Source organism: Nonomuraea sp. MTCD27, from assembly GCF_041950495.1.
Classification (GTDB): Bacteria; Actinomycetota; Actinomycetes; order Streptosporangiales; family Streptosporangiaceae; genus Nonomuraea.
On the sequence record NZ_JBGNUW010000002.1, the window covers coordinates 140861 to 165180 of the forward strand.

General features: G+C 72.2%; 21 protein-coding genes. 12 read left to right on the forward strand and 9 right to left on the reverse strand.

Annotated elements, in window-relative coordinates; translation table 11 throughout:
- Window position 1 precedes the first annotated feature (1 nt).
- The 4 genes from ACBJ59_RS05130 to ACBJ59_RS05145 all read left to right on the forward strand — a co-directional run bounded on the left by ACBJ59_RS05130 (window position 2) and on the right by ACBJ59_RS05145 (window position 3092).
- Entirely contained in the window at window positions 2–1036 is a 1035-nt protein-coding gene (locus ACBJ59_RS05130) for a FecCD family ABC transporter permease (protein ID WP_375109011.1), read from the forward strand.
- Window positions 1033–1806: an ABC transporter ATP-binding protein gene (locus ACBJ59_RS05135; protein WP_375109012.1), complete on the forward strand. Its 774-nt coding sequence runs from the start codon at window positions 1033–1035 to the stop codon at window positions 1804–1806. The genes ACBJ59_RS05130 and ACBJ59_RS05135 overlap by 4 nt, the downstream gene beginning before the upstream one ends.
- Window positions 1803–2444: an adenosylcobinamide amidohydrolase gene (locus ACBJ59_RS05140; RefSeq protein WP_375109013.1), complete on the forward strand. Its 642-nt coding sequence runs from the start codon at window positions 1803–1805 to the stop codon at window positions 2442–2444. Before ACBJ59_RS05135 ends, ACBJ59_RS05140 begins: the two co-directional genes overlap by 4 nt.
- A gap of 63 nt (window positions 2445–2507) precedes the next feature.
- Entirely contained in the window at window positions 2508–3092 is a 585-nt protein-coding gene (locus ACBJ59_RS05145; protein ID WP_375109014.1) for a Uma2 family endonuclease, read from the forward strand.
- Here ACBJ59_RS05145 and ACBJ59_RS05150 read toward each other — a convergent pair.
- Together ACBJ59_RS05150 and ACBJ59_RS05155 are read right to left on the reverse strand one after the other, a co-directional pair.
- The gene (locus ACBJ59_RS05150) at window positions 3047–4744 is read right to left on the reverse strand and encodes a hydantoinase B/oxoprolinase family protein (protein WP_375109015.1); all 1698 of its coding nucleotides are present in this window, start codon (window positions 4742–4744) and stop codon (window positions 3047–3049) included. The two genes, ACBJ59_RS05145 and ACBJ59_RS05150, sit on opposite strands and share 46 nt — an antisense overlap.
- Window positions 4741–6774 (reverse strand): hydantoinase/oxoprolinase family protein, encoded by a 2034-nt coding sequence (locus ACBJ59_RS05155; protein WP_375109016.1) that lies wholly within the window; start codon window positions 6772–6774, stop codon window positions 4741–4743. The genes ACBJ59_RS05150 and ACBJ59_RS05155 overlap by 4 nt, the downstream gene beginning before the upstream one ends.
- A gap of 103 nt (window positions 6775–6877) precedes the next feature.
- Here ACBJ59_RS05155 and ACBJ59_RS05160 point away from each other — a divergent pair, with 103 nt between their 5' ends.
- From ACBJ59_RS05160 to ACBJ59_RS05185, 6 genes are all read left to right on the forward strand, one after another.
- A complete protein-coding gene (locus ACBJ59_RS05160; RefSeq protein ID WP_375109017.1) occupies window positions 6878–8341 on the forward strand; it encodes a zinc ribbon domain-containing protein in 1464 nt (487 codons plus the stop codon).
- On the forward strand, window positions 8341–10059 hold the full coding sequence (locus ACBJ59_RS05165; RefSeq protein WP_375109018.1) for a serine/threonine protein kinase: 1719 nt from the start codon (window positions 8341–8343) through the stop codon (window positions 10057–10059). The genes ACBJ59_RS05160 and ACBJ59_RS05165 overlap by 1 nt, the downstream gene beginning before the upstream one ends.
- Before the next feature lie 81 nt (window positions 10060–10140).
- Entirely contained in the window at window positions 10141–10794 is a 654-nt protein-coding gene (locus tag ACBJ59_RS05170) for a response regulator (RefSeq protein ID WP_375109019.1), read from the forward strand.
- 89 nt (window positions 10795–10883) lie between these two features.
- A complete protein-coding gene (locus tag ACBJ59_RS05175) occupies window positions 10884–12968 on the forward strand; it encodes a DUF6421 family protein (RefSeq protein WP_375109020.1) in 2085 nt (694 codons plus the stop codon).
- Complete coding sequence (locus ACBJ59_RS05180) at window positions 12965–13594, forward strand: SDR family NAD(P)-dependent oxidoreductase (protein WP_375109021.1); 630 nt, start codon at window positions 12965–12967, stop codon at window positions 13592–13594. Before ACBJ59_RS05175 ends, ACBJ59_RS05180 begins: the two co-directional genes overlap by 4 nt.
- The gene (locus tag ACBJ59_RS05185) at window positions 13591–14649 is read left to right on the forward strand and encodes a threonine aldolase family protein (RefSeq protein WP_375109022.1); all 1059 of its coding nucleotides are present in this window, start codon (window positions 13591–13593) and stop codon (window positions 14647–14649) included. Before ACBJ59_RS05180 ends, ACBJ59_RS05185 begins: the two co-directional genes overlap by 4 nt.
- A gap of 15 nt (window positions 14650–14664) precedes the next feature.
- Here the strand turns inward: ACBJ59_RS05185 and ACBJ59_RS05190 are convergent, their stop codons facing one another.
- Both ACBJ59_RS05190 and ACBJ59_RS05195 read right to left on the reverse strand, forming a co-directional pair.
- Window positions 14665–16074 (reverse strand): phytoene desaturase family protein, encoded by a 1410-nt coding sequence (locus tag ACBJ59_RS05190; protein ID WP_375109023.1) that lies wholly within the window; start codon window positions 16072–16074, stop codon window positions 14665–14667.
- Window positions 16075–16078: 4 nt separating this feature from the next.
- Window positions 16079–16717: a DUF305 domain-containing protein gene (locus ACBJ59_RS05195; protein ID WP_375109024.1), complete on the reverse strand. Its 639-nt coding sequence runs from the start codon at window positions 16715–16717 to the stop codon at window positions 16079–16081.
- Window positions 16718–16850: 133 nt separating this feature from the next.
- Between ACBJ59_RS05195 and ACBJ59_RS05200 the strand changes: the two genes are divergently transcribed.
- Window positions 16851–17561 carry a DUF3105 domain-containing protein gene (locus ACBJ59_RS05200; protein WP_375109025.1) on the forward strand — a complete coding sequence of 237 codons (711 nt, stop codon included), beginning with the start codon at window positions 16851–16853 and terminating at the stop codon, window positions 17559–17561.
- Window positions 17562–17640: 79 nt separating this feature from the next.
- On the opposite strand, the gene ACBJ59_RS05205 is transcribed toward ACBJ59_RS05200, so the two are convergent.
- Both ACBJ59_RS05205 and ald read right to left on the reverse strand, forming a co-directional pair.
- A complete protein-coding gene (locus ACBJ59_RS05205) occupies window positions 17641–18156 on the reverse strand; it encodes an EF-hand domain-containing protein (RefSeq protein ID WP_375109026.1) in 516 nt (171 codons plus the stop codon).
- A 71-nt stretch (window positions 18157–18227) separates the two neighbouring features.
- Window positions 18228–19343, reverse strand: a complete 1116-nt coding sequence (ald, locus tag ACBJ59_RS05210) for an alanine dehydrogenase (protein ID WP_364113691.1) — start codon at window positions 19341–19343, stop codon at window positions 18228–18230.
- A 148-nt stretch (window positions 19344–19491) separates the two neighbouring features.
- Between ald and ACBJ59_RS05215 the strand changes: the two genes are divergently transcribed.
- Window positions 19492–20427 carry an excalibur calcium-binding domain-containing protein gene (locus ACBJ59_RS05215; RefSeq protein ID WP_375109027.1) on the forward strand — a complete coding sequence of 312 codons (936 nt, stop codon included), beginning with the start codon at window positions 19492–19494 and terminating at the stop codon, window positions 20425–20427.
- On the opposite strand, the gene ACBJ59_RS05220 is transcribed toward ACBJ59_RS05215, so the two are convergent.
- Genes ACBJ59_RS05220 through ACBJ59_RS05230 form a run of 3 tightly spaced genes read right to left on the reverse strand, consistent with a single transcriptional unit; the run spans window position 20424 to window position 24278 of the window.
- Window positions 20424–21803 carry an NCS2 family permease gene (locus ACBJ59_RS05220; protein WP_375109028.1) on the reverse strand — a complete coding sequence of 460 codons (1380 nt, stop codon included), beginning with the start codon at window positions 21801–21803 and terminating at the stop codon, window positions 20424–20426. The two genes, ACBJ59_RS05215 and ACBJ59_RS05220, sit on opposite strands and share 4 nt — an antisense overlap.
- A gap of 39 nt (window positions 21804–21842) precedes the next feature.
- On the reverse strand, window positions 21843–22097 hold the full coding sequence (locus ACBJ59_RS05225; protein ID WP_375109029.1) for an EF-hand domain-containing protein: 255 nt from the start codon (window positions 22095–22097) through the stop codon (window positions 21843–21845).
- Between the two features lie 9 nt (window positions 22098–22106).
- Window positions 22107–24278, reverse strand: a complete 2172-nt coding sequence (locus tag ACBJ59_RS05230) for a molybdopterin cofactor-binding domain-containing protein (protein ID WP_375109030.1) — start codon at window positions 24276–24278, stop codon at window positions 22107–22109.
- Window positions 24279–24320: the final 42 nt, after the last annotated feature.

Sequence of the window (24320 nt, forward strand, 5' to 3'; positions counted from 1 at the left end):
GATGGTGACGCAGGCCGGCCCGGCCAGGGCGAGACCCCTGTGGGTGGCGGGAGCCCTGGGCATGCTGGCCGTCTCCATGATCGCCGGGCTGCTCGACGGGGCGGCCGACATCTCGCCGTGGCAGGTCGTGCTGCAGGTGGTGGACTGGCTGCCGGTCGCGCGGGTGGACTCCGGGCTGGCGCCGGTCGAGCAGGGGCTGCTGTTCGAGCTGCGGCTGCCGAGGGTGCTCCTCGCCGCCGTGGTGGGCGGGCTGCTGGCCATGGCGGGGGCCGGCTACCAGGGCGTGTTCCGCAACCCGCTCGCCGATCCGTACCTGCTCGGCGCGGCGGCGGGCGCCGGCCTGGCGACGACCGCGGCGATCGTGCTGCTGCCCTCCGTGGCCGGGAGCATCCCGGTGGCGGCCTTCGTGGGGGCCGTGGGCGGGGTGTTCCTGGCGTACACGCTGGGCAACACGGCCGGGCGGGCCGGCGGCACGGCCACGCTGGTGCTGGCGGGGGTGGCGGTCACGTCGTTCCTGACCGCGATCCAGACGTTCATCCAGCAGTTCAACGTCGAGGAGCTGCAGCGCATCTACTCGTGGATCCTCGGCGACGTCGGCGGCGGGTGGGACCAGCTCTGGCTGGTCCTGCCGTACGCCGTCGTCTCCACCGTCGTGCTCCTGCTGCACGGGCGGATGCTGGACGTGCTGTCCGTGGGCGACGAGGAGGCCACGAGCCTGGGCGTGCGGGCGGGCCGGGTACGCTTCACCGTGCTGCTGGCGGCCTCGCTGGCCACCGCGGCGGCCGTGGCGGTGAGCGGGCTGATCGGGTTCGTGGGCATCGTCATCCCGCATGTCGTGCGGCGGCTGGCGGGCGGGTCGTACCGGATCGTGCTGCCGCTCTCGCTGATCGGCGGGGCGGCGTTCCTGGTGCTGGCCGACCTCGTCGCCCGTACCGTGCTGGCGCCGGCCGAGCTGCCGATCGGCGTGGTGACGATGTTCGTGGGGGCGCCGTTCTTCGTCGGCGTCCTGCGCATGACCAGGCGGACGGCCACGTGATCAGCGCACGCGGCCTGTCCGTACAGCTCGGGGAGCGCGAGGTCCTGACCGGCGTGGACCTGGAGGCGCGGCGCGGCGAGTGGGTGGCCGTCATCGGGCCCAACGGGGCCGGCAAGTCCACCCTGCTCAAGGCCGTCATGGGGCTGGTCGCGCACCGGGGGGAGGTCGTGCTCGGCTCCCGGCCGGCCGGCGCGCTGAAGCCGCGCGAGCGGGCCCGGCTGGTGGCGTACGCGCCGCAGACGCCCGCCCTGCCGCCCGATATGACGGTCTTCGACTACGCGCTGCTGGGGCGGACGCCGTACATCCCGTATCTGGGGCGGGAGAGCAGGCACGACCGGGCGGTGACGGAGAGCGTGCTGGACCGGCTGGACCTGACGGCGCTATCCGCGCGCCGCGTCGGGGAGCTGTCCGGCGGGGAGCGGCAGCGCGTCGTGCTCGCCAGGGCGCTCGCCCAGGAGGCCCCCGTGCTGCTGCTCGACGAGCCCACGACCGCGCTGGACCTCGGGCACCAGCAGCAGGTGCTGGAACTGGTGGACCGGCTCCGCCGGGCCGACGGCCTGACCGTCGTCACCACCCTGCACGACCTGACCGTCGCGGGCCTGTACGCCGACGCCCTCCTGCTCCTGGCCGAGGGCCGCGCCGCCGCCGCGGGCGAGCCCGCGCAGGTGCTGACCGAGGAACTCGTGGGACGGCACTTCGACGCGCATGTGAAGATCGAGCCCGGGCCCGACGGGCGGCCCGTCGTGCACCTGGTCAGGGGAGGGTCGTGAAGCTCACGTATCGGGTGGAGGAGGGGGCCCGGCTCGGGGCGCTGCTGTGGGAGTTCGGGCCGGGGTGGCGGATGATCTCCTCGGCGATGCTGGGCGGGGGGATCGGCCCCCGGGAGTGGGTGCTGAACGCCCAGGTGGTGGCGGGCTACTCGCGGATGGACCCGATCGATCACCTCGCCTCGCTCGGGCCCGCCACGGGGGACGGGGTCGGGATGATGACCGCCGCGTCCGTCGACCGGTACGTCCGGGCCGCGGACGGGGGCGTGGAGGCGTACGCGACCGTGGGGCTGCGGGTGCCCACCTGGGCGGCCGCCCCCGAGGGGCACCAGGACCCGGAGCTGGCCCCGATACGGGTGGGGACGATCAACATCGTGGTGGTTTCCCCCGTCGCGATGACGGACGCGGCGCTGGTGAACACGGTGATGACGGTCACGGAGGCGAAGTCGCAGGCGCTGATGGAGACGGGGTTCGCGGGCACGGGCACGGCGTCGGACGCGGTGTGCGTGGCGGTCCCGGCCAACGGGCCGCAGGAGGTGTTCGGCGGGCCCCGGTCGGAGTGGGGCGCCCGGATGGCACGGGCCGTCCACGCCGCGGTACGCCGCGGGGCCGAGGCGTGGCGGCCTCGTCACTCAAAGTGAGGGAATTCGGGGAAGTAGCATGTGGGCGAGGGCGAGACTCCCGATACTGAGCAGGTGACCGCAATGGCGACGATCGAACCGACAGGGCACGCCGCCTACGCCAGAGAGCGCAGTGCGCCGTTCAACGTCGATGACCTGCTCGAGATCCCGGATGACGGGTTCCGTTACGAGCTCTTCAACGGGAGCCTAGTAGTGAGCCCTGCCCCCACCCCCCTGCACCAGGACGTGATCTTCGCTCTGCAGATGATCCTGCACGAAGCGAAGCCCCCGCACCTGAAGGTGCTGTCCACAGTCAACGTGCGTGCGAGCGACAACGACTTCTACATCCCCGACCTCGTGGTCGTCCCGAAAGTTGCGGCGAGGTCCGCGAAACTCATGTTCCGGCCGGATGACGTGCTGCTGGCCGTGGAGGTCGTCAGTCCGAGCACCAAGGCCACCGACAGAAAGCTGAAGAGCGAGGCCTACGCGGCGGCGGGCATCCCCGCCTACTGGCGCGTCGAGCCCGACCAGGGTCCGACGCTCTACGTCTACGAGCTCGACGGCGATGCCTATACGGAACCCACCGCCTACAGGTCCGGAACCACGGCCACCCTGTCGGAGCCCTACCCCGTCAGCTTCGATCCCGCCGAGCTGATCGACCTCGACTGAACCACACCGTAGTCGTCCGCCGCGCCTCGCGCCGTCACGCGCCCGGCGTCCAGGTCGGCGGCGACCGCCTCCCGGTCCCGTTCCTCCGGCGGACCCAGCCCGCCCCCTCCCGTCGTCTCGACGATGAACGCCTCCCCGGCCGCGAACCGCACGTTGTTCACCTTGGACGCCAGCCGCTCCACCGTCCCGTCCAGCCGCCGCCGGTAGAACCCGCCGAGCCGTCCCGGCAGCCCGCCCTCCCGTCCCGGAGGGGCCAGCCGGAGCCGGTCGCCCCGGGTGGTGACGTGGCAGTCCGCCAGGAACCGGTACACCGTCCGCGAGCCCAGCCCGCCCCGGTGCCGTCCCGGCCCGCCCGAGTCCGGGATCGTCTCGATGGACTCCACGACCATCGGGCAGCGGCTCTCCACCGGCTCTACCTGCGGCACCGAGTTGCGGCCGATCCCGAAGTGCACGCCCGTCGCGTCCGGCCCGTCCAGGCCCCGGCGCGCGCCCACGCCGCCGAAGTCGTACGACAGGTGGATCCAGTACGGCGCCCCGACCGCCGCGATCGAGAACGGCTGCAGGATCCCGCTGGCCGCGATGGCCCGTTCGGGCACCGCGTCCGACATGGCCTGGAAGACGGCCTCCATGGCGGCGTAGATGGGGACGTACCGGCCGCCGCACGGGTAGGGGGAGCGGGCGTTCAGCAGGGAGCCCTCGGGCAGGTGCACGTCGATGGCCCGCAGGCAGCCGTCGTTCATGGGGATGGTGGGGTCGAGGAAGCAGCGGATCGCGAAGACGGCGGCGGCCAGGGACTGCGAGGCCGAGGCGTTGACGGCCGCCGGGACCTGCGGGTCGGTGCCCGCGAAGTCGAGCTCGGCCCGGTCGCCGAGCGTGACGGCCACCCGGATGTAGTGGGATTTTTCGGGGTTGATGCCGTCGTCGTCGATCGGGTACGCCGCCTCGAACCGGCCCCGCGGCAGCTCCTCCAGGGCCGCGCGGGTCCTGGCCTCCGTGTGGTCCAGGTAGTCGTCGACGCCCTCGGCCAGGCCGCGCTCGCCGTACTCGGCGATCAGCGACTCCAGCCGGGCGGCGGCCACCGCCGTCCCGGCCACGAGCGCCCGCACGTCGCCCATGACCTTGTCCGGGGTGCGGCTGTTGGCCTTCAGGATCGCCTCGACGGCCGGGTCGAGGCCCTGGCTCGTGGCCAGGCGCACCGGGGGGAGCTGGAGGCCCTCCAGGAAGATGTCCGTGGCCAGCGGCGCCATGCCGCCGGCCGAGAGGCCGCCCAGGTCGGAGACGTGGATCATGGTGGCGGTGAAGTACGCCGGGCTCCCGCCGACGAAGACGGGGCGGTAGACGAGCAGGTCGTTGGTGTGCACGCCGCCGCGGTAGGCGTCGTTGAGCGCGTACACGTCGCCGGGGCGCATCGTGTCCGGGGGATGGTCCTCGAGCAGCTCGGGAAGGGCGATCTTGAGCGCCATGCTGTTCATGAGCGTGGTGGCCATGGAGTGGGCGATCAGGCGCCCCCGCGCGTCGAGCACGGCGGCCGAGGCGTCGGAGCCCTCGACGATGAACGTCGAGTACGCCGAGCGCACCACCACGATGCTGGCCTCCTCCGCCGCCACGACCAGCGCGTTCCTGAGCACCTCGGCGGTCAGCGGATCGGTCATGCCCCGCTCCTGGTGAGGTGCACGGCGCGGGTGGCGGCCAGGGCGGCGCTCCAGCCGGGCGGCACCACGATCGTGGACTCGTCGTCCTCGACGACGGCCGGCCCCCGGAGCTCCCCGCGCAGGGTGTCCCTGGTGTGGACGGGCACCTCGGTGTGGCCCCCGCACTCCGGGAAGTACGCCGTCCGCGCCCCGGGCTCCCCCCGCCGGTGTGGAGGCGGTCCGGTGGCGGGTGGCGCGTTCTCCTCGGCCGGGCCCTCCTCGGCTGGGCCCTCCTCAGCGGGGGTGGTCACGCGGACGCGGTAGCTCACGAGCTCGACCTCCCCTCGCTGGGTGATCCCGTAGACCTCCGCGTACCTGCGGAAGAAGCGGGACTCCAGCGTGTCCCGGTCGCCGGCCCAGTCCACGGTCAGATCGTGGGACTGCCCCTTGAACCGCACGTCCACGGAGCGCAGCACCCGCACGCCGGGCGACGTGAGCGAGACGCCCAGGTCGGCGGCCGCCTCCGCGGCCAGGGAGTCGAAGACGGCCGGGGGGTCCGGCTCGTCCAGGCGCGACAGGACGCGGTCCGTCGACAGCGCCCCCGCCAGCAGCCCGGCCGCCGAGGCCACCCCGCAGTACGCCGGGACCACCACCGTCCCGATCCCGAACCGCTCCGCCACCCGCGCCGCGTGCATTGGCCCGGCGCCGCCGAAGGCCACCAGGGCGAAGCCGCGCGGGTCGATCCCGCGCTGCACCGTCACCACGTGCACCGCCGAGGCCATGGAGGCGCTGACGATCTCGTGCACGGCGTACGCGGCCTCCTCCCTGGACACCCCGAGCGGCCCCGCCAGCCGGTCCAGCGCCTTGTCCGCCAGCGCGGGCGACAGCGGGATCGACGCCGAGGACAGGTAGCCGAGCACGAGGTTCGCGTCCGTGACGGTCGGCTCGGAGCCGCCCAGGCCGTAGCACGCGGGCCCGGGGGAGGAGCCGGCCGAGTGCGGGCCGACGCGCAGCGCGCCCGCCGGGTCGAGCCAGGCCACGCTGCCCCCGCCCGCGCCCACCTCCGCCAGGTCGATGGCCGGGGTCTTGATCGGCACGCCGGTGCCCGCCCGCCGCCCGCCGAAGCTGCCCTTGCCGCCGACGTGGAACTCGTGCGTGATCTCGGGCCGGCCGCCGCGCACCACGCACGTCTTGGCCGTGGTTCCGCCCATGTCGAACGAGATCGCCTCCGCGAACCCGGCCCCGGCCGCCGCCAGCACCCCCGCGGCCGGGCCCGACTCGATCGTGGCCACCGCCCGCCGGGCGGCCAGCTCGGCGGAGATCACCCCGCCGCTGGACTCCATGACGTGGATGGGCGCGCGGATCCCGAGCTCGGCCAGCCGCTCCCGCAGCCGCGTGAGGTAGGAGGCCATCAAGGGGCCGACGTAGGCGGAGATGATCGTGGTGGTGGCGCGCTCGTACTCGCGGATCTCCGGCCAGATCTCCGACGAGACCACCACGTTGGGGATCGACGCGCGCAGTATCGCCGCCGCCTGCCGTTCGTGGGCGGGGTTGGCGTAGGAGTGCAGGAGGCAGACCGCCGCCGACTCGATGCCGCGGGCGGCGATCTCGGCGGCGGCGCGGCGTACCGAACCGGGGTCCAGCGGGGTCAGCACGTCGCCGCGGGCCGAGATCCGCTCCACCACCTCGAAGCAGTCACCCGGGGCGACCGGGGGAGGGGGCGGGGTGAAGCGGAGGTCGTAGCGGTCCTCTTCGACGCGGGCGTAGCGGCCCAGCGGGAGGGCGGCGCGAAAGCCCTGTGTCGTGACATAGGCGACACGTACGCCTTTGCGTTCGAGCACCGCGTTGGTGGCCAGCGTCGTGGCGTGCACCACCCGCGTGACCTGCGACGGGTCGCGGTCGCCGAGCGCGCGCGTAACGCCGGTGACGATCCCCGCGATGGGGTCGTAGTGGGTGCTCAGACATTTGGCTACGGACAGCGCGCCCGACGTGCCCCGAACGACCACGTCGGTGAAGGTACCGCCGACATCGACGCCGATCGTGTAACCCATTCAGGTACGTTATGTCCCCGAGCAAGCGCTTGTCTACGAAGTGGTCTATTGACTTACGGCAGGTGATTGGGACGCTGGTCCTAGTCCTGCGTTTGGAGCGGAGATGGCGCGCCTCATAGCTCTTGCCGGTGGCGTCGCGGTGGCACTGGCGCTCGCCGCGATGCCGGTCGCGGCGCACGAGCACCCGAGCGGGATCACCGACCTGGTGAGCCCGGCCCTGGTGCGCGTGGAAGCCGTGTCCCACGTGGAGATCACCCTGCTCGACCACGTCGGCGAGCTCCAGCATGTGGAGCGGTCCTACGACATCCCGTTCGGCCAGGGCACCGGGACCGTCGTCAGCCCCGACGGCACGATCGTCGCGCTCAGGCGCCTGGCGGTGAACCCCGACGACGTGGCCGTCTACGCGGCCAACAAGATCTTCGCCGAGCACCACGACGTCAAGATCCCGGCCGACTACGAGAAGCACAAGCTCTCCGACGACGTGCTCAACCGCCACCTGCAGGCGTGCTACCCGCCCAAGTCGGCCACCGCCACCTGCATCATCGAGGTCACCACCGAGATCACGGCCTTCCCCAACGTGTCACCGGCCAGCGCGGAGGGCTTCAAGGTCAAGTGCATCAAGGCCGGTCCCGACCCCGACAGCCCGGCGGTGCTGGTGCCGGTGACCCCCGTCGCGGGCGGCGTCGGCATGCCGACCGCACCGCTCGCCGACAAGGTGCCCGACCAGGAGGGCGCGCCCACCAACGTGGCGGGCTTCCTGGGCCGGCCGGGCCCGACCGTCGCGCACACGGTCGCGATCGCCCACCTGTCCAAGGGCGGCGCCGCGGGCGAGAGCGGCAGGCCGTTCGCCGACCCCGAGAAGAAGGTGGACGAGCCGGTCAAGCTGGGCGGCCTGGCGGACAAGGGCCTGGTCGGCGCGCCGGTGATCGGCGACAAGGACGGCCACGTGATCGGCCTGCTGGTCGGAGGCGGCAAGGACGGCAAGATGATCGGGGTCAGGGAGATCACCGGCATCCTGGCCGCCGCCAAGGTGGTGCCGCGCAGGGGCGCGATCGACACGGCTTTCGAGGCCGCGCTGACCCGCTATCACACCAAGTACTACACCGAGGCCGCACCCGGCTTCCAGCGCGTGCTGGAGCTCTACCCGGGCAACGTGGTGGCCGCCGCGCTGCTGAAGACCTCGCTGGCCAAGCGGGGCGGCCCGGAGGACCAGGGCACCAGGAAGGCGGCGAGCCGGCCGGCGGGGTCCACGCCGCTGTGGCCGTTCATCCTGGCGGCCGGGATACTTTTCATAGCCGCCGCGGGTGGAGCGTATTTGTTGTGGCGTCGCCGCACTCCTGAGAAACCGACAGAACTGCCGCAACCGCTGGCGGCGGGTCCATCGTTCGACGACGGGGCCAACCAGACCGTCGCCGTACGCCGGTCCCAGCCGTTCCAAGTGGTCCCGCAGCAGCAGCAGGTGATGACCGCGCCGGACCCGGGAGTCAAATACTGCACCTCGTGCGGGATGAGGCTCGGACCGGCGCACCGCTTCTGCGGCTACTGCGGCCACCCCATCGAGACGTGATGCCATTGAACGAAAGATCGCTCATCGGCCAGGAGGTGGCCGGGTACTACATCGAGGACATCGTCGGCAAGGGCGGCATGGCCGTCGTCTACCTGGCACTCGACCCGAGGTTGAGCCGCCGGGTGGCGCTGAAGATCCTCAACCCGGTGCTCAGCGTCGACGACCGGTTCAGGCAGCGGTTCATCCTGGAGTCCAGGACGGTCGCCAGCATCGAGCACCCCAACATCATCCCGATCTACGAGGCGAACGCCGACGCCGACGGCGTCCTGTACATCGCCATGCGCTACGTCGACGGCCTCGACCTGCGCCGGCTCATCTACGACCGCGGCCCGCTGCCGCTCGGCCAGGCGAACCAGATCTTCGCCCAGGTGGCCGCCGCGCTCGACGCCGCCCACGCGCACGACCTGATCCACCGCGACGTCAAGCCGGCCAACATCCTGCTGGCCGGGGACCACGTCTACCTGACCGACTTCGGCATCACCAAGCACCGCTCGTCCATCTCGGGGCTGACGCAGACCGACCAGTTCATCGGCACGCCCCGGTACATGTCGCCCGAGCAGATCAACAAGGAGCACATCGACGGCCGCTGCGACCAGTACGCGCTGGCCTGCGTCGTCTACGAGGCGCTGTCGGCGCGGCTGCCGTTCCAGCGCGAGAACGACATCGCGCTGCTCTGGGCCCACCTGGCCGAGCAGCCCACGCCGCTGTCGCAGCTGCGGCCCGAGCTGCCGGCCGAGATCGACGCCGTGATGATGCGGGCGCTGGCCAAGTCGCCCGACCAGCGCTACGCGACGTGCACCGAGTTCGTGACCGCGCTGCGCGACGCGATCAGCGCCCCGCAGCACGACCCGTACGCCGGGCCCGGCTCGGGTCCGCACCTGGTGCCCCGTCCGAGCCAGAGCCCGCACTCCGGGCCCTACCCCGTCCAGCGTTCTGGCCCCCGTGCCGTGCCCTCCTCCGGCCCGGGTTCAGGGCCGCACTCCCTGCCGGGGCCGGGCTCCGGTCCCCACTCCCTGCCCCAGCCGCCCCCGCAGGTCGCCTCCCCGTTCGGGCGGCCTCCGGCCGCCGCCGGGGTGTCCGGGCAGCCGACGCGGGCGTCCGTGGGCAAGGGGCGGCCGGGCCGGGTCCCGATCGTGGCCGTCACGCTGGTGGCCGCCGTCGCGGCGCTCGCGCTGGTCGCGTTCGTCATCATGAACAACCGCGGCGAGACCTGGACCGACTACAAGACCAGCGCCGCCGCGCCGCTCACGTTCGAGTATCCGGGCGACTGGACGGTACGCACCCACCAGGACCTCTTCGCGGTGGCCTCGCCGCACGCCGCCGAGTTCGAGGAGCTGTTCGTGGCCGGCCCGGGTGCCGACTGGTCGAAGATCAAGGAGGTCACCGACGGCGACCCCGACAGCGTCGCCGGCGTGTACGTCCAGGTCTCCGACACCCTCGACGCCAGCGGCACCTCCGAGCTGATGAAGCCCAAGATGGAGGCCCTGCTGCCAGGCCAGGTGGATCTCGGCAAACCCGTGCAGGACCAGGCGGGCAACAGCCCCGCCACCCGCTTCGACGGCACCCTGCACGACCCCGCCAGCGGCACCCGGCTCGCCTTCGTGAGCTACGTCATCGACCGCGAGCCCAAGACCATGCTGATCATGTACTTCTGCGCCAAGGCCACCTGCGACGACGCCACCCAGGCGAGGATCAGGCAGAGCGTCCGCCTGTCCTGACTTGGAACTCACTTGTGTCCGGCTTGGCCACGGGGGACGGGCGGTGTTCAAGGCGGGCACCCGGCGTCTACCCTCCGGCGTGTGGGCATTCGTATAGTCATCGCGGACGATCAGGCGATGGTCAGGGCCGGGTTGCGCATGGTCGTCGAGAGCGACCCGGGCATGGAGGTCGTCGGCGAGGCGGCCGACGGGCGCGAGGCCGTCGCCGTGGCCCGGCGCACCCGGCCGGACATCGTCCTCATGGACATCTCGATGCCCCGGCTCGACGGGCTGGCGGCGGCCAGGGAGCTGCTCGACAGCCCGTCGCCGCCCAAGGTCATCACGCTGACCACGTTCGACACCGACGAGAACCTCTACGCCGCCCTGCGCGCCGGCACCAGCGGGTTCCTGCTGAAGGTGTCGCCGCCGGAGCAGCTCATCGAGGCGATCAGGGTCGTGCACGCCGGCGACGCGCTGCTCGACCCGGCCGTGACGAGCCGCGTGATAGCCACGTTCGCCGGGCGGGCCGAGCCGCGGCCGGCGCCCGCGCTGGCCGAGCTGACGCCGCGCGAGCTGGAGGTGCTGCGGCTGCTGGCGCGCGGCCTCACCAACGCGGAGATCGCCAGGGATCTGTACGTGGGCGAGGCCACGGTCAAGACGCACGTGGCCCGGGTGCTGATGAAGCTGTCGCTGCGCGACCGGGCGCAGGCCGTGGTGTTCGCGTACGAGAGCGGGGTCGTGCGGCCCGGCGCCTGACCGTCTCGCCATTCGGGAGGGATTGGCGATGCATGCCTGGCCTGTGTGTATATTTTTCGGCATAAGGCGGTAGATACAGGAGATATTTCATGCGAGCGTTTCCCCGAGTGCTGTTCGACGAGGCCCACAGCGAGTCGTGGACCGTCCGGCGTGAGGTGGCCGAGGCCATCAACCCCGCCCACCCCGACGACAACAGCTACGCCCGCGCGGCCGGGCTGCTGCGGCACCTGGGGCACACGGTCACCGCCCACACGGCCGGCGCGCTCGACGCCGCCGCCCTGGCGGAGCGGGACGTGCTGGTGATCGCGCACCCGTCGGGGGAGCGCTGGGAGCGGACCACCGGGCAGGGCAGCCCCGTCTTCACCGCCGCCGAGCTGGACGCCATCGAGTCCTTCGTGGCCTCCGGCGGCGGGCTGGTGGTGCTGGCCGAGGAGGAGCAGGACAAGTACGGCAACAACCTCGACGAGCTGCTCGCCCGGTTCGGGGTGCGCGTCGTGCACGGCACCGTACGCGACCCGAAGCACGCCCACCGGGGCGTGGCCACCTGGGTGCTGGGGGAACGTGCCACGAACTCCGGGCTGCTGGCCGGGGTCCGGACGGCCTGCTTCTACCGAGCCGGCACCCTGACTGCCGAGGGGGCCGCCGAGGGGGCCGCCGAAGGGGCGAGCGTGCTGTTCAGCACCTCGGCGGCGGCCGACCCGGCGGGCGCGCCGCTGGCCCTGGCGGTCCGGCACGGCCGCGGGCGCGTGGTGGTGTTCGCCGACTCCGACCTGTTCGGCGACGACTCCATCGAGGACCACGACCACCGCCGGCTCTGGGAGAACGTGATCACCTGGGCCGCCCGCGTCCCCGGCGACGAGCGGGCCGGCGCGGCCCGCGACGAGGCGAAGGCGAGGCTGTTCGCCCGGCTCAAGGCGGCCGTGGAGGAGCTCAGGCCGCTCCAGGTCAAGGACGGCTCGGTGCCGGAGGGCAAGGAGCGGGGCAAGGAGCTGGTGGCGGAGATCGGGGCCCGCGTGGCCGAGATCGCGCCGTACTTCCCGCATGACGCCGCCTACCTCCAGGCCGTCCGCGACGACCTCGCCACGTGGGCCGAGCAGGACCTCGGCGTGCCCGACTTCCTCGGCTCGCTCGACCGCTTCCACCCCGACACCCAGCGCCAGGACGGCCTGGAGCACGTCGTGGTGTTCCCCATGTACACGCAGAACGGCAACCCGAACCGCAACCTCGAAGCGGTCTGGATCCGGACGATCTGGCCGGACTGGCTGGCGGAGCTGGAGGCGGGCGGCTACGACAACCCGATGTTCGTGCCGATCGCGTTCGAGGACTTCACCTCCGGCTACGACACGCACTCGGCCGTGCTGTTCCCCGAGACGGTCGCCGTGCGGCAGGCGCCCGCGCGGTTCACCTGGGGCGGGATCTTCGCCGACCGAGAGGCCGCCCGGTTCAGGCGGGTCTCCAGGGCCGCCACCGAGACGCTCAAGCTTGACCTGCCGCCCGACGCCGACCGGCTGCTGGAGTCGCAGCAGCTCGCGCAGGACACGTTCGTGCTGTGGGACCTGGTGCACGACCGCACGCACAGCCACGGCGACCTGCCGTTCGACCCGTTCATGATCAAGCAGCGGATGCCGTACTGGCTGTACTCGCTGGAGGAGCTGCGCTGCGACCTGACCGCGTTCGGTGAGGCCGTGAAGCTGGCGGAGCGGGGAGTGCCGCACGCCCGCTACGTCCAGCACGCGATCCTGTTCGACCGGCTGTTCAGGTTCCCGATCACCGGGGAGCGGGTGCGGAACTACGACGGGCTCGGCGGGCAGCTGCTGTTCGCCTACCTGCACCGCAACGACATCGTGCGGTGGACGGACAACCGGCTCGCGATCGACTGGGAGCGGGTGGCCGACGGGGTGGCGGACCTGCGGGGGGAGGTCGAGAAGCTGTATCGCGACAGCATCGACCGGTCCAAGCTGGCGCACTGGCTGGCGGCGTACGAGCTGGTGAGCGCGTACGTGGCGCCGCATCCGGCCTCGACCTGGGCCAAGGGGATCCAGGCGCTGCCGGAGGAGCAGAAGGCCAAGGTGGACGCGGTGCTGCCGGACGAGTTCCCCCTGAGCATGTTCTACGAGGCGCTGCGCCGTAAGCTGGCCGATGTGGTCGAATCGACTAAGGGACTCCGAGCATGATCATTGTGGTTACCGGGGCCGGAGGGCCCACGGGTGAGGCTGTTTCCGGATATTTCCGGAAAAATGGTCATACTGTGATCGAGGTCGGCAAGCAGCACGTGGACCTGCTCGACCGCGCCGCCGTACAAGCTCTCGCCGACGGCGTCGAGGGCGAGCACGGCCGCGTGGACGGCGTGGTGCACCTGGTCGGCGGCTGGCGCGCGTCCTCCTCGTTCGCCGAGACCAGCCTCGACGACTGGGACCTCCTGCACGACCTGCTGATCCGCACCCTGCAGAACGTGTCGCTGGCCTTCGAGCCGCTGCTGCGCCGCAGCGACGACGGCCGCTTCGTGATCGTCTCGGCCAAGGCGGCCGAGCGCCCGAGCGCCGGTGGCGCCGTCTACGCGGCGGCCAAGGCGGCGGCGGAGGCGTGGACGCTCGCGCTGGCCGACGCGCTGAGGGGCACCCACAGCGCGGCGACCATCCTCGTCGTCAAGGCCCTGGTGAACGACGCCATGCGGGCCGCCAGCCCCGGCGCGAAGTTCTCCGGCTTCACCGACGTCAACGACCTGGCGGCGGCCATCGGCGGCCTCTACGACCGCCCGGCCGCAGAGATCAACGGCACCAGATTGGACCTCACTTCTTGATCCCCCGGCACGACCCCCGGCTCAAGTCCTTCGCCAGCGACAACTACGCCGGGGTACACCCCGAGATCCTCGAGGCCATCGCCTCGGCCAACGGCGGACACCAGATCTCCTACGGCGACGACGTCTACACCGACGCCCTTCAGGACGTCTTCAAGCGGCACTTCGGCGAGCGCGCCCAGGCGTGGCCGGTGTTCAACGGCACCGCCGCCAACGTCGTCTCCCTGCGCGCCATGACCGCGCAGTGGGAGGCGGTCATCTGCGCGGAGAGCGCCCACATCAACACCGACGAGGGCGGCGCGCCCGAGGTGGCCGGCGGCATCAAGCTGCTGACCGTGCCCACCCCGGACGGCAAGCTCACCCCCGAGCTGATCGACCGGCAGGCGTGGGGCTTCGGCGACGTGCACCGGGCCCAGCCGAAGGTGGTGTCGATCTCGAACACCACCGAGTGGGGCACCCTCTACACGCCCGCCGAGATCGCCGAGATCTGCGCGCACGCCCACGACCTGGGCCTGCTCGTCCACCTCGACGGCTCCCGCCTGACCAACGCCGCCGCCGCGCTGGACGTGCCGATGCGCGCGCTGACCACCGACGCGGGCGTGGACGTGCTCTCCTTCGGCGGCACGAAGATCGGCCTGCTGTACGGCGAGGCCGTCGTCGTGCTCAACCCCGAGACGGCCACCGGCGTCGACTACCTGCGCAAGACGTTCATGCAGCTGTCGTCGAAGATGCGGTTCGTGTCGGTGCAGTTCGAGGCGCTGCTGTCGGGCGACCTGTGGCTGCGCAACGCCCGGCGGGCCAACACCATGGGACAGCGGCTGGCCGAGGCGGTCGGCGGCATCCCCGGGGTCGAGCTGGCCCGGACGGTCGAGGCCAACGCCGTGTTCGCCGTCCTGCCGAAGGACGTCGCCGAGCGGCTGCGCAAGCGGTTCAGGTTCTACACCTGGAACGAGGCCACCGGGGAGGTGCGGTGGATGTGCGCGTTCGACACGACCGAGGAGGACGTGGACGCCTTCGCCGCCGCCCTGGCCGAGGAGATGGCCGCCGCGGGCCACTGACGCCTCACCGGGCCGTCAGGGGGTGCGCAGGGCGAGGCGGGCGGCCTGCCAGCCGCCCATCCCGTGCGCCCCCGGCCCGGGCGGCGTCGAGGACGAGCAGAGGAACACCCCCGGCAGCGGCGTGCGCCACGGGGCCGGCGACCAGACCGGGCGGCGCAGGAACTGCCCCAGGCTCGTCAGCCCGCCCCCGATGTCGCCGCCCACCAGGTTGGGGTTGGCCGCCTCCAGCCCGGCCGGACCCACCGCGTGCCGGGCCAGCACGCGGTCGCGGAAGCCCGGGGCGTACCGTTCGATCTGGGCCTCGATGGCGTCCGTCATGTCCACGGGCGAGCCGTTGGGGACGTGGCAGTAGGCCCACAGCGTGTGCCCGCCGCGCGACGGGTCGGCCGCGTACGGCTGGACGAGCAGCACGTACGGGCGGGGCGAGTGCCGCCCGGCGGCCGTCTCCGCCTCGCTGAGCGCGATCTCCTCCAGCGTCCCGCCCAGGTGCACCGTGCCCGCCCCGGCCACCGCCGGATCCCGCCACGGCACCGGCCCGTCCAGCGCCCAGTCCATCTTGAACACCCCGGGCCCGTAGCGGTAGCGCTCCAGCCGGCGCCGGTAGCCGGCCGGCAGGTCGGCCATCGCGAGCAACTGCCGGGGCGTCACGTCGAGCACCACGATCGGCGCCGCGAGGTCCGCCAGCCGGCGCACCCGGTGCCCGGCCACCGCCTCCCCGCCCAGCGACCGCAGCTCGGCCACCAGCGCGTCGGCCAGCACCTGCGACCCGCCCCGCACCACCGGCCAGCCCACGAGGTGGGCCAGGGCCGCCAGCGTCAGCCCGTAGCCGGCGGTGATGGGGGAGCGCAGGTCGAGCATCGAGTGCGCGGCCATGCCCGCGATCAGCGCCCGCCCCTCGGCGGTCCGGAACGCCCGCCGGGCGAACGTCGTGGCCGGCAGCGCCGCCGCCAGCCCGAACCTGGCCGCCCGCGCGAACGTCAGGGGCGCCACCGGCCACGGCCCCAGCGGCTTGAGCAGCAGCTCCATCAGCGGGAACCCGGCCCGGGCCGCCGCCCCCGCGCTCGCCAGCCACGCGCGCCCGTCACGCCCGAGCCCCTCGGCGGTGCGCCGCGCGTCGCGGTGCACCAGCACGGCGGGACGGCCGTCGAGCGGATGGGCCGCCGCCACGGGCGGGTGGGCGAACTCGACCCCCTTGAGCCCCTGCTCGCGCAGCTCGCGGAAGGCCGGGGAGGCCAGCGTCATCGCCATCACGGTCGCGCCCAGGTCGTGGATCCGGCCCGGCAGCGTCAGCTCGCCGGACCGCAGCCCGCCCCCGAACGTCTCGGCCGCCTCCAGCAGCAGCACCCGGCGTCCCGCACGGGCCAGCGTGACGGCGGCGACCAGCCCGTTGGGCCCCGACCCCACGACGACCGCGTCGGCGCTCATCGGCCTATGAGGTCTTGAGGATCGAGGGAAGAGGCTGCGCCCCCCGCTGGGCGAGCAACTGCGTCATGAGCTTGATCTCCCCGCTCTGCCCGTCGACGATCTTCTGGGCCATGCTGACGACCTCGCCGCGGGTGGACAGCCGGAGCAGCCCCTCGGCCATCTGCACGCCGCCCTCGTGGTGGCGGATCATGAGCTGCAGGAACAGCACCTCGGCCTGCGTGCCCCGAGCCTCCTTGAGCCTGGTCAGCTCCTGCGGCGTGGCCATGCCCGGCATCGCGCCCGACGCGGTCGTGGCGGCCGGCGCGGCCGTGGCGGCGCCGTGCCCGTGGCCGGCCATCCAGGCCATCGGCCGCTGGTCGGTCGCCTGGCTGAGCCCCCACTGCTGCAGCCAGCCCTGGAACATGCCGCGCTGGTTGGCCTGGGTGTTGATGATGTCGAAGGCCAGGCTCCTGATCTCCCTGGCGGGGCCCTTGTCCCTGATCGTGAAGGCCATGTCCACGGCCTGCGCGTGATGGGTGGCCATGTCGCGGGCGAACCCGGCCTCGGCCGAGGTGTCGGACGGCGTGCCGTCACGGCCGAACAACACGAACGCGGCCACGGCGAGCACCAGCACGCCGCAGATGACCAGAACGGGTTTTCTCACGGGCTTTTCCATGGCCAGTCCAGCGTACCCACCTGCGGGCGGGCTCGTGATCGGACGCTTATGGGGCGCTTATTCTCCACATACGGCCGGAGGGCATAGGGTGACCCGGAGTTGGTACGCCGATGGAGGAACGATGCCGAAGGAGAAGGCGCAGGCGCGGCGCGAGCATCTGCAGAAGATGCGGGCCGAGCAGCAGCGCAAACAACGCCGCGCCGCACTGCTCATGTGGGGCACGGGCGGGCTCATCATCGTGGTGCTCGTCGGCGTGGTCGGCTTCTACCTGATCAATCAGGCGCAGCAGACCTCGCTCGACGCCGTGAAGAGCGTCAAGTACGAAGCCGGCCAGCACGTCTGGAACACGGTGACGTACAAGGAGACGCCCCCGGTCGGCGGCGAGCACAACAACTACTGGCAGCAGTGCGCGATCTACGACAAGCCGATCCACAGCGAGCACGCCGTGCACTCGCTGGAGCACGGCGCGGTCTGGATCACCTATCGGCCCGACCTGGCCAAGGCGCAGGTCGACAAGCTGAAGGAGGTCGCGGGCTCGACGGGGCAGCAGGACTACATGCTGATGAGTCCCTTCCCCAACCTGCCGTCGCCGATCGTGGTCTCCTCCTGGGGCCACCAGCTGCAGCTGACCGACGCGGCCGACCCGAAGCTCGGGGCGTTCATCAAGCGCTACCAGAACGGCGCCGACACGCCTGAGCCGGGCGCCACCTGCGGCGGTGCCGACGCGATCACCACCACGGCCGACCAGGCGCCGCTCCCGCCGGAGCCGACGAACCAGCAGCAGACGCCGACGGAGACGATCGCGCCGTCGCCCACGCAGTCCCAGCAGTAGGGGCGTCCGCGCAGGGCCCCGCCCCCGCAGGGCCCTGCGACCGTGCCCTTTGTCGCAGGGCTCTGCGACCGTGTCCTTGTCAGGCCTCGCCGGTGAGCAGGCCGTGCCGGGCCCGGGCGTACTCCTCGAAGGAGATGCGCCCGTCGCCGTCGGCGTCCGCCCTGGCGAAGACCGCCTTGAGGTCGGTGCCCGGGCGGTTCCACAGGGAGCCGAACTCCTCGGCGTCGATCCAGCCGTCGCCGTCGCGGTCGGCCACGGTGAACGTGGCCCGCGAGATCGGCGCCAGCACCGCTTCGAGCGCGCCGGTGCGCACCAGCGTCTCGAAGGAGCGCACGTACTCCTGCCTGCTGATCCGCCCGTCGCGGTCGGTGTCGAGGGCGCGGGCGTGGGTGTCCCAGGCGTTCAGGAAGGCGTCGACGACGGCCCCGCCCTCGGGGGTGTCGGCGCGCACGCCGGTCTGCTCCAGCCGCCGCTGGGCCAGGGCCAGGTAGTCGTACCTGGTCAGGAAGCCGTCGCCGTCGGCGTCCAGGTCGTTGAAGTTGCGCTCGGCGCTCTCGCGGAAGCTCGGCTGGGACATCACCACTCCGATCGTCACGGTAAGTAGTTGATCGCGACTTAGCGTAACTGTTCGGGGCGGTGATGGACAGCAGGCTCACGAAACCCGGTTCAGCCGAGCAGGCCCTCCGGAGCGGTCCACTCCAGCCCGTGCGCCTGGGCCACCGGCCGGCTGGTCAGGTGGCCCTCGTGGGTGTTCAGGCCGAGCGCCAGGGCCGGGTCCTCGCGCATGGCGCGCCGCCAGCCCAGGTCGGCGATGGCCAGCGCGTACGGCAGCGTGACGTTCGTCAGGGCGAACGTCGAGGTGTGCGGCACGGCGCCGGGCATGTTGGCCACGCAGTAGAAGATCGAGTCGTGCACCCGGTAGGTGGGCTCCTCGTGCGTGGTCGGGTGGGAGTCCTCGAAGCAGCCGCCCTGGTCGATGGAGATGTCCACCAGCACCGAGCCCGGCTTCATCCGGCTGACCAGGTCGTTGCTCACCAGCTCGGGAGCCTTGGCGCCGGGCACCAGGACGGCGCCGATGACCAGGTCCGCCTCGACCACCGCGCGCTCGATCTCCAGCGTGTTCGAGGCGACCGTCTGGCAGTGGCCCTGGTAGATCATGTCGGCCTGGCGCAGCTTGTCGATGTTCTTGTCGAGCAGGACCACCTCGGCCTGCATGCCCAGGGCGATCGCGGCGGCGTTCATGCCCGACACCCCGGCCCCGATCACCACGACGTGCGCCGCCCGTACGCCGGACACGCCGCCCATCAGCACGCCCCTGCCGCCCGCCGAGCGCATCAGGTGGTAGGCGCCCACCTGCGGCGCCAGCCGGCCCGCCACCTCCGACATGGGCGCGAGCAGCGGCAGCGCGCCGCCCGGGGTCTGGACGGTCTCGTAGGCGACCGCGGTGCAGCCCGACGCCAGCAGGGCCCGCGTGCAGGCGGGCGAGGCGGCCAGGTGCAGGTAGGTGAACAGCACCTGCCCCTTGCGCGGGCGGTGATATTCCTCCGCCACCGGCTCCTTGACCTTCATCACCAGGTCCGCCACGCCCCAGACCTCGTCGGCCTCGGGCACCAGCACGGCGCCGGCGGCCGCGAAGTCGTCGTCGGGAATCGAGGAGCCCGCGCCGGCATCGCGCTCGACGAAGACCCGATGGCCGTGGCGCACCAGCTCGTGCACCCCCGCCGGGGTCAGCGCCACTCGATATTCGCTGTTCTTGACCTCTCGGGGTACACCGACCTTCATGGTCAACTCTTCTCGGCTATCTGCGATCCTGCCTCCATTCTTCCTCTCGTCTCACGGTTGAGTGTGGATTGCCGCGCTGATTACCCCGGTGCGGCTTCTCCTCGATAGGCTCACCGGCAGTCCGAACGTCAGGATGGGATCGTCATCGATGGACAAGCCGGAAGAGCCGCCACCCGCGGACCCCGGGGAGCCGAAGGCCAGCAGACTCACCACCATCGTGTTGCTCGTCTCGCTCGTCCTCGTCGTGCTCGTCGCAGGCGTGCTCGGCACGGTCGCCGTCCTCATGACCAGGAGCCCGGACACGCCGCTGTTAGGCGGCACACCCCCGCAGCGCCTGGCCGTGCCGATCCACTTCGCCCCGGTCAGGGAGACCAAGCAGGCGCCCTGCCCCGGTGACCAGGCCGTGCTCGACGAGCAGCAGACCACCTGCTACCTGCTGGAGGACGGCGTCACGGTCGCCTCCGTGCAGGAGGTCGAGCCGCTGCGCGAGAACGACGGGCAATACTCCGTGCGCATCGCGATCGCGCCGGCGTTCAAGCAGCGGCTGGTCGACCTCATCGACGAGCTGGTGCCCGACCAGCGTGCGGTCGCCATCGTGCTGGCCCCCGAGCAGCCCGACCAGCCCAAGGTCGTGCTGGCCGCGCCCATCGTCACCCAGCCGATGGACGGCGACAGCATGAGCATCGCCGGCTTCACCAAGGAGGACGCCGACGCGCTGGTGGCCCGCCTGGTGGGCAGCACCACGGGAGGCACGACACCCCCGACCGGAGCCCCGACGGGAGCACAGACGGGAGCACAGACGGGAGCACCGACCGGCACCCAAACGGGCCCGGCCACGCCCCCCGCCGGCCAGCAGACCACGGGCCAGACCAACCCGCAGCCGGTCAACCCCGGCACCACGACGGGCGGCACCACGGGCAGCACGGGCGGCGCCCAGCGCCCCGTCGACAAGCGCTACGCGAGCTGCAAGGAGGCCGTGGCCGCCGGCGACGGGCCCTACTCCAAGGGCACCCACGAGGAATACACCTGGTACGTCGACGTCGACGGCAACGGCGTGGCCTGCAACAGCGGCGACCTGCGCTAGCCGAACAGTTCCTCCAGCCAGTCGATGGCGAAGTACGCCAGGAAGATCAGCGAGACGATCCAGAGCAGCCAGGGGATCTCCGAGAACCGCCCCCTGACCGCCTTGATCAGCGTGTAGACGATCACGCCGGCGCCCACCCCGTTCGTGATCGAGTACGTGAACGGCATCAGCGCGATCGTCAGGAACGCCGGGACGGCCAGCTCCAGGTCGTCCCACGGCACGTTCTTGCACTGCATCATCATCAGCGCCCCGACCAGCACCAGCGCGGGCGCCGCCGCGGCGGCCGGCACCACGGCGGCCAGCGGCGTGAACAGCAGCGTCAGCCCCAGCAGCGCCCCGGTCACCACGCTGGCCAGCCCGGTACGCGCGCCCTCACCGACACCCGCGGCCGACTCCACGAACACGGTGTTGGCCGAGGAGCTCACCGAGCCGCCCACCACCCCGGCCACGCCGTCCACGGTCAGGACCCGGCCCAGCCGGGGCACCCGGCCCTGCTGGTCCACCAGCCCGGCCTCGTCGCTCACGCCGATGATCGTGCCCATCGCGTCGAAGAACCCCGACAGCACCAGCGTGAACAGCACCACGGTCGCCGTCAGCGCCCCCGCCCTGGCGAACCCGCCGAACAGGTCGAACTCGCCCACCAGCCCGAAGTGCGGCGCGGAGACCAGCGACTCGGGCACGCGCGGCGTGACCACTCCCCAGCTACCGGGAGCGACCGTGGCCAGCGAGTTCACCAGGATGGCCAGGACCGCGGTCGCGGCGATGCTGATGAGGATGGCGGCCGGGATCCTGCGCACGTACAGGAGGATCATCAGGAGCAGGCCGAAGCAGAACACCGCGACCGGCCAGCCCGTGAGGTGCCCGGTGGCGCCGAGCTGCACCGGCGTCCCCGAGCCGGCCGCGACGAAGCCGGCGTCCACCAGCCCGATCAGCGCGATGAACAGGCCGATCCCCACGCTGATCGCGTGTTTGAGCGCCAGCGGGATCGCGTTCATGATCAGCGTGCGCAGGCCGGTCACGGCCAGCACGATGATGACCAGACCTTCGAGCACCACCAGGCCCATCGCCTGGGCCCACGTCATGTGCGGGGCGGCCTGGTAGGCGACCACCGCGTTCAGGCCGAGCCCGGCGGCCAGCCCGAAGGGGGCGTTGCCGACGACGGCCATGAGCAGCGTCGAGATCGCGGCGGCCAGCGCGGTGGAGGTGGTCAGCTCGGCGATCGAGAGCCGGGCGCCGGTGACGTCCTTGGCGCCGGCCAGGATGATCGGGTTGAGCAGGATGATGTAGGCCATCGCCACGAACGTGGTCAGCCCGCCACGCACCTCGCGGCCGACGGTGCTCCCCCGCCCGGTCAGCTCGAAGAATCTGTCGAGCACCGGCAATCCCCCCTCTTGATCAGGGGGAGTGCCGGGTGCCTACCCCGTCGCCGAGGGGATCAAGCCTTCTCGTGGCGGCCGTGGCCCACCAGGGCGACGAACTCCTCCAGCTTGACGGCTGCCGTCGCCGTCGCTGTCGGCGGCCTTGATGAACGCCTCGATCTCGCTCTCCGACGCGCCCTGCCCGCCCAGCGCGTCGTTGGCCTGCCTGATCTCGTCGGCCGTCAGCAGGCCGTCGCCGTCCGTGTCGAAGCGCCTGAACTCCGCCTCAGCCGCCTCACGCGCGGTTGCCATGAATGCCCCCTAGTCGAGCCTGTCGAACAAGGCGATATCTTCCGGCCTAATCGGAACGCGAGTCAACCGAAGTCCGGTAGCCGCTCTGACGGCGGCGGCGATGGCGGGGGTGGAGGAGAGCGTCGGCGGCTCGCCGGCGCCGCGCAGCCCGTACGGGGCCGCCGGGTCCGGATTTTCCAGGATCTTCAGCGTCATGGGCGGCATGTCGAGGATGGTGGGGATGAGGTAGTCCGTGAACGACGGGTTCAGCACCTGGCCGTCGCGGACCTGGACCTCCTCCATCAGCGCCAGGCCGAGGCCCTGGGCGGACCCGCCGTGGATCTGGCCCTCCAGCGCCTGCGGGTTCAGGATCCGCCCGACGTCCTGCACCGCCGCCAGCTCGACCACCTTCACCAGGCCCAGCTCCACGTCCACGTCCACGACGGCCCGGTGCACGCACAGGGCGAGCTGCGTGTGCGAGTCGCCCTGGCCGGTGTGCGGGTCCAGCGGGTACGTGGGCCGGTGCCGGAACTCGCGCGTCTCCTCGATCGGCCCGAACCGTGCCAGCGCGTCCCTGGCGGGCAGCCCCTTGAACCGCTCCCGCACGGCCTCGCAGGCGGCCTTGACCGCGCCGCCGGTGACGTACGACTGGCGGGAGGCGGACGAGGAGCCCGCCGAGCCGACCGAGGTGTCGGCGGTGGCCACGGTGACGTGCTCGACGCCCAGCTCGGTGCGGGCGATCTGGGCCTGGATCGTCACCAGGCCCTGGCCCACCTCGGCCGCCGCCGTGTGCACGGTGACGTGCGGCTCCCCGCCGACCAGCTCGGCCCGCACCCGGGCCGTGGAGTAGTCGTCGAAGCCCTCGGAGAAGCAGATGTTCTTGATCCCCACGCCGTAGCCGACGCCCCGGCGCACGGACTCGCCGTGCGTGGTCTGCGAGACGCCGCCGGGCAGCGCCCGCAGGTCCCGCCCGGCCCGCCCCGGAGGCATCGGCATCGCCTCCAGCTCGCGCAGCATGCCGGCGAGCGGGGCCGGCGAGTCGATCACCTGGCCGGTGATCAGGTGGGAGCCCTGGGAGACGGCGTTGCGCACGCGGATCTCGACCGGCGACAGCCCGCACGCCTCGGCCAGGCGGTCCATCTGCGACTCGTAGGCGTAACACGCCTGCACCGCGCCGAAGCCGCGCATCGCCCCGCACGGCGGGTTGTTGGTGTAGACGCCGGTGGCGTCCACCCGCACGTTCGGCACCTCGTACGGGCCCACGCCCAGTGACGCCGCGTTGCCCACGACGGCGGGGGAGGAGGAGCAGTACGCGCCGCCGTCCAGCAGGATGTCGGCCTTGACGTAGACCAGCTTGCCGTCGCGGGTGGCGCCGTGCTCGTAGCGCATCCGGGCCGGGTGGCGGTGCACGTGCCCGAAGAACGACTCCTCCCGGCCGTACACGATCTTGACCGGGCGGTCCAGCCGCAGGGCCAGCATGCAGGCGTGGATCTGCATCGACAGGTCCTCGCGGGCGCCGAACGCGCCGCCGACGCCCGACAGCGTCAGGCGTACCTTGTCCTCCGGCAGGCCCAGGCAGGGCGCGAGCTGGTCGCGGTCCACGTGCAGCCACTGGGTGGCGATGTACAGGTCGACGCCGCCGTCCTCGGCGGGCACCGCCAGGCCGGACTCCGGGCCGAGGAAGGCCTGGTCCTGCATGCCGACCTCGTACTCGCCGGTGACGACGACCTCGGCCTCGAACGTGTCCCCGCGCCGCACCGGCTGGTGGCGGACGAAGTGTTGCGACAGGCGGGGGTCGGTGATGGCCTCGCGGGGCTCGTACTCGACCACGATGGCCGCGGCCGCCCTGCGGGCCGTCTCCGGATGGTCGGCCGCCACCAGCGCCACCGGCTCGCCCTGGTGGCGGACCTGGTCGATGGCCAGCACCGGCTGGTCCTTGTGCTCCAGGCCGTAGAACTTCGCGCCCGGCACGTCCTCGTGCGTCAGCACGGTCAGCACGCCCGGCATCCGCAGCGCCGGGCCCACGTCGATCGAGCGGATCCACGCCGACGGGTGCGGGCTGCGCAGCGTCACGCCCCACACCATGCCGTCCAGCCACAGGTCGGAGGAATAGGCGAACTCGCCGGTGACCTTCAGCGTGGCGTCGGGCCGCCGGGCGCTCTCTCCGACCCCGTACCGGGTCGCGTCAGCCGTCTCCGTCATCTTCCGAGTAGAGCACCGCGACCCCGGCCGCTCCTATGCGCC

Bases quoted from the DNA above. Each gene is read 5' to 3' on its own strand.
- ACBJ59_RS05130 (WP_375109011.1), top strand. From the start codon at position 2: ATGGTGACGCAGGCCGGCCCGGCCAGGGCGAGACCCCTGTGGGTGGCG.
- ACBJ59_RS05145 (WP_375109014.1), top strand. From the start codon at position 2,508: ATGGCGACGATCGAACCGACAGGGCACGCCGCCTACGCCAGAGAGCGC.
- ACBJ59_RS05150 (WP_375109015.1), bottom strand. From the start codon at position 4,744: ATGACCGATCCGCTGACCGCCGAGGTGCTCAGGAACGCGCTGGTCGTG.
- ACBJ59_RS05155 (WP_375109016.1), bottom strand. From the start codon at position 6,774: ATGGGTTACACGATCGGCGTCGATGTCGGCGGTACCTTCACCGACGTG.
- ACBJ59_RS05160 (WP_375109017.1), top strand. From the start codon at position 6,878: ATGGCGCGCCTCATAGCTCTTGCCGGTGGCGTCGCGGTGGCACTGGCG.
- ACBJ59_RS05165 (WP_375109018.1), top strand. From the start codon at position 8,341: ATGCCATTGAACGAAAGATCGCTCATCGGCCAGGAGGTGGCCGGGTAC.
- ACBJ59_RS05175 (WP_375109020.1), top strand. From the start codon at position 10,884: ATGCGAGCGTTTCCCCGAGTGCTGTTCGACGAGGCCCACAGCGAGTCG.
- ACBJ59_RS05180 (WP_375109021.1), top strand. From the start codon at position 12,965: ATGATCATTGTGGTTACCGGGGCCGGAGGGCCCACGGGTGAGGCTGTT.
- ACBJ59_RS05190 (WP_375109023.1), bottom strand. From the start codon at position 16,074: ATGAGCGCCGACGCGGTCGTCGTGGGGTCGGGGCCCAACGGGCTGGTC.
- ACBJ59_RS05200 (WP_375109025.1), top strand. From the start codon at position 16,851: ATGCCGAAGGAGAAGGCGCAGGCGCGGCGCGAGCATCTGCAGAAGATG.
- ald (WP_364113691.1), bottom strand. From the start codon at position 19,343: ATGAAGGTCGGTGTACCCCGAGAGGTCAAGAACAGCGAATATCGAGTG.
- ACBJ59_RS05215 (WP_375109027.1), top strand. From the start codon at position 19,492: ATGGACAAGCCGGAAGAGCCGCCACCCGCGGACCCCGGGGAGCCGAAG.
- ACBJ59_RS05225 (WP_375109029.1), bottom strand. From the start codon at position 22,097: ATGGCAACCGCGCGTGAGGCGGCTGAGGCGGAGTTCAGGCGCTTCGAC.
- ACBJ59_RS05230 (WP_375109030.1), bottom strand. From the start codon at position 24,278: ATGACGGAGACGGCTGACGCGACCCGGTACGGGGTCGGAGAGAGCGCC.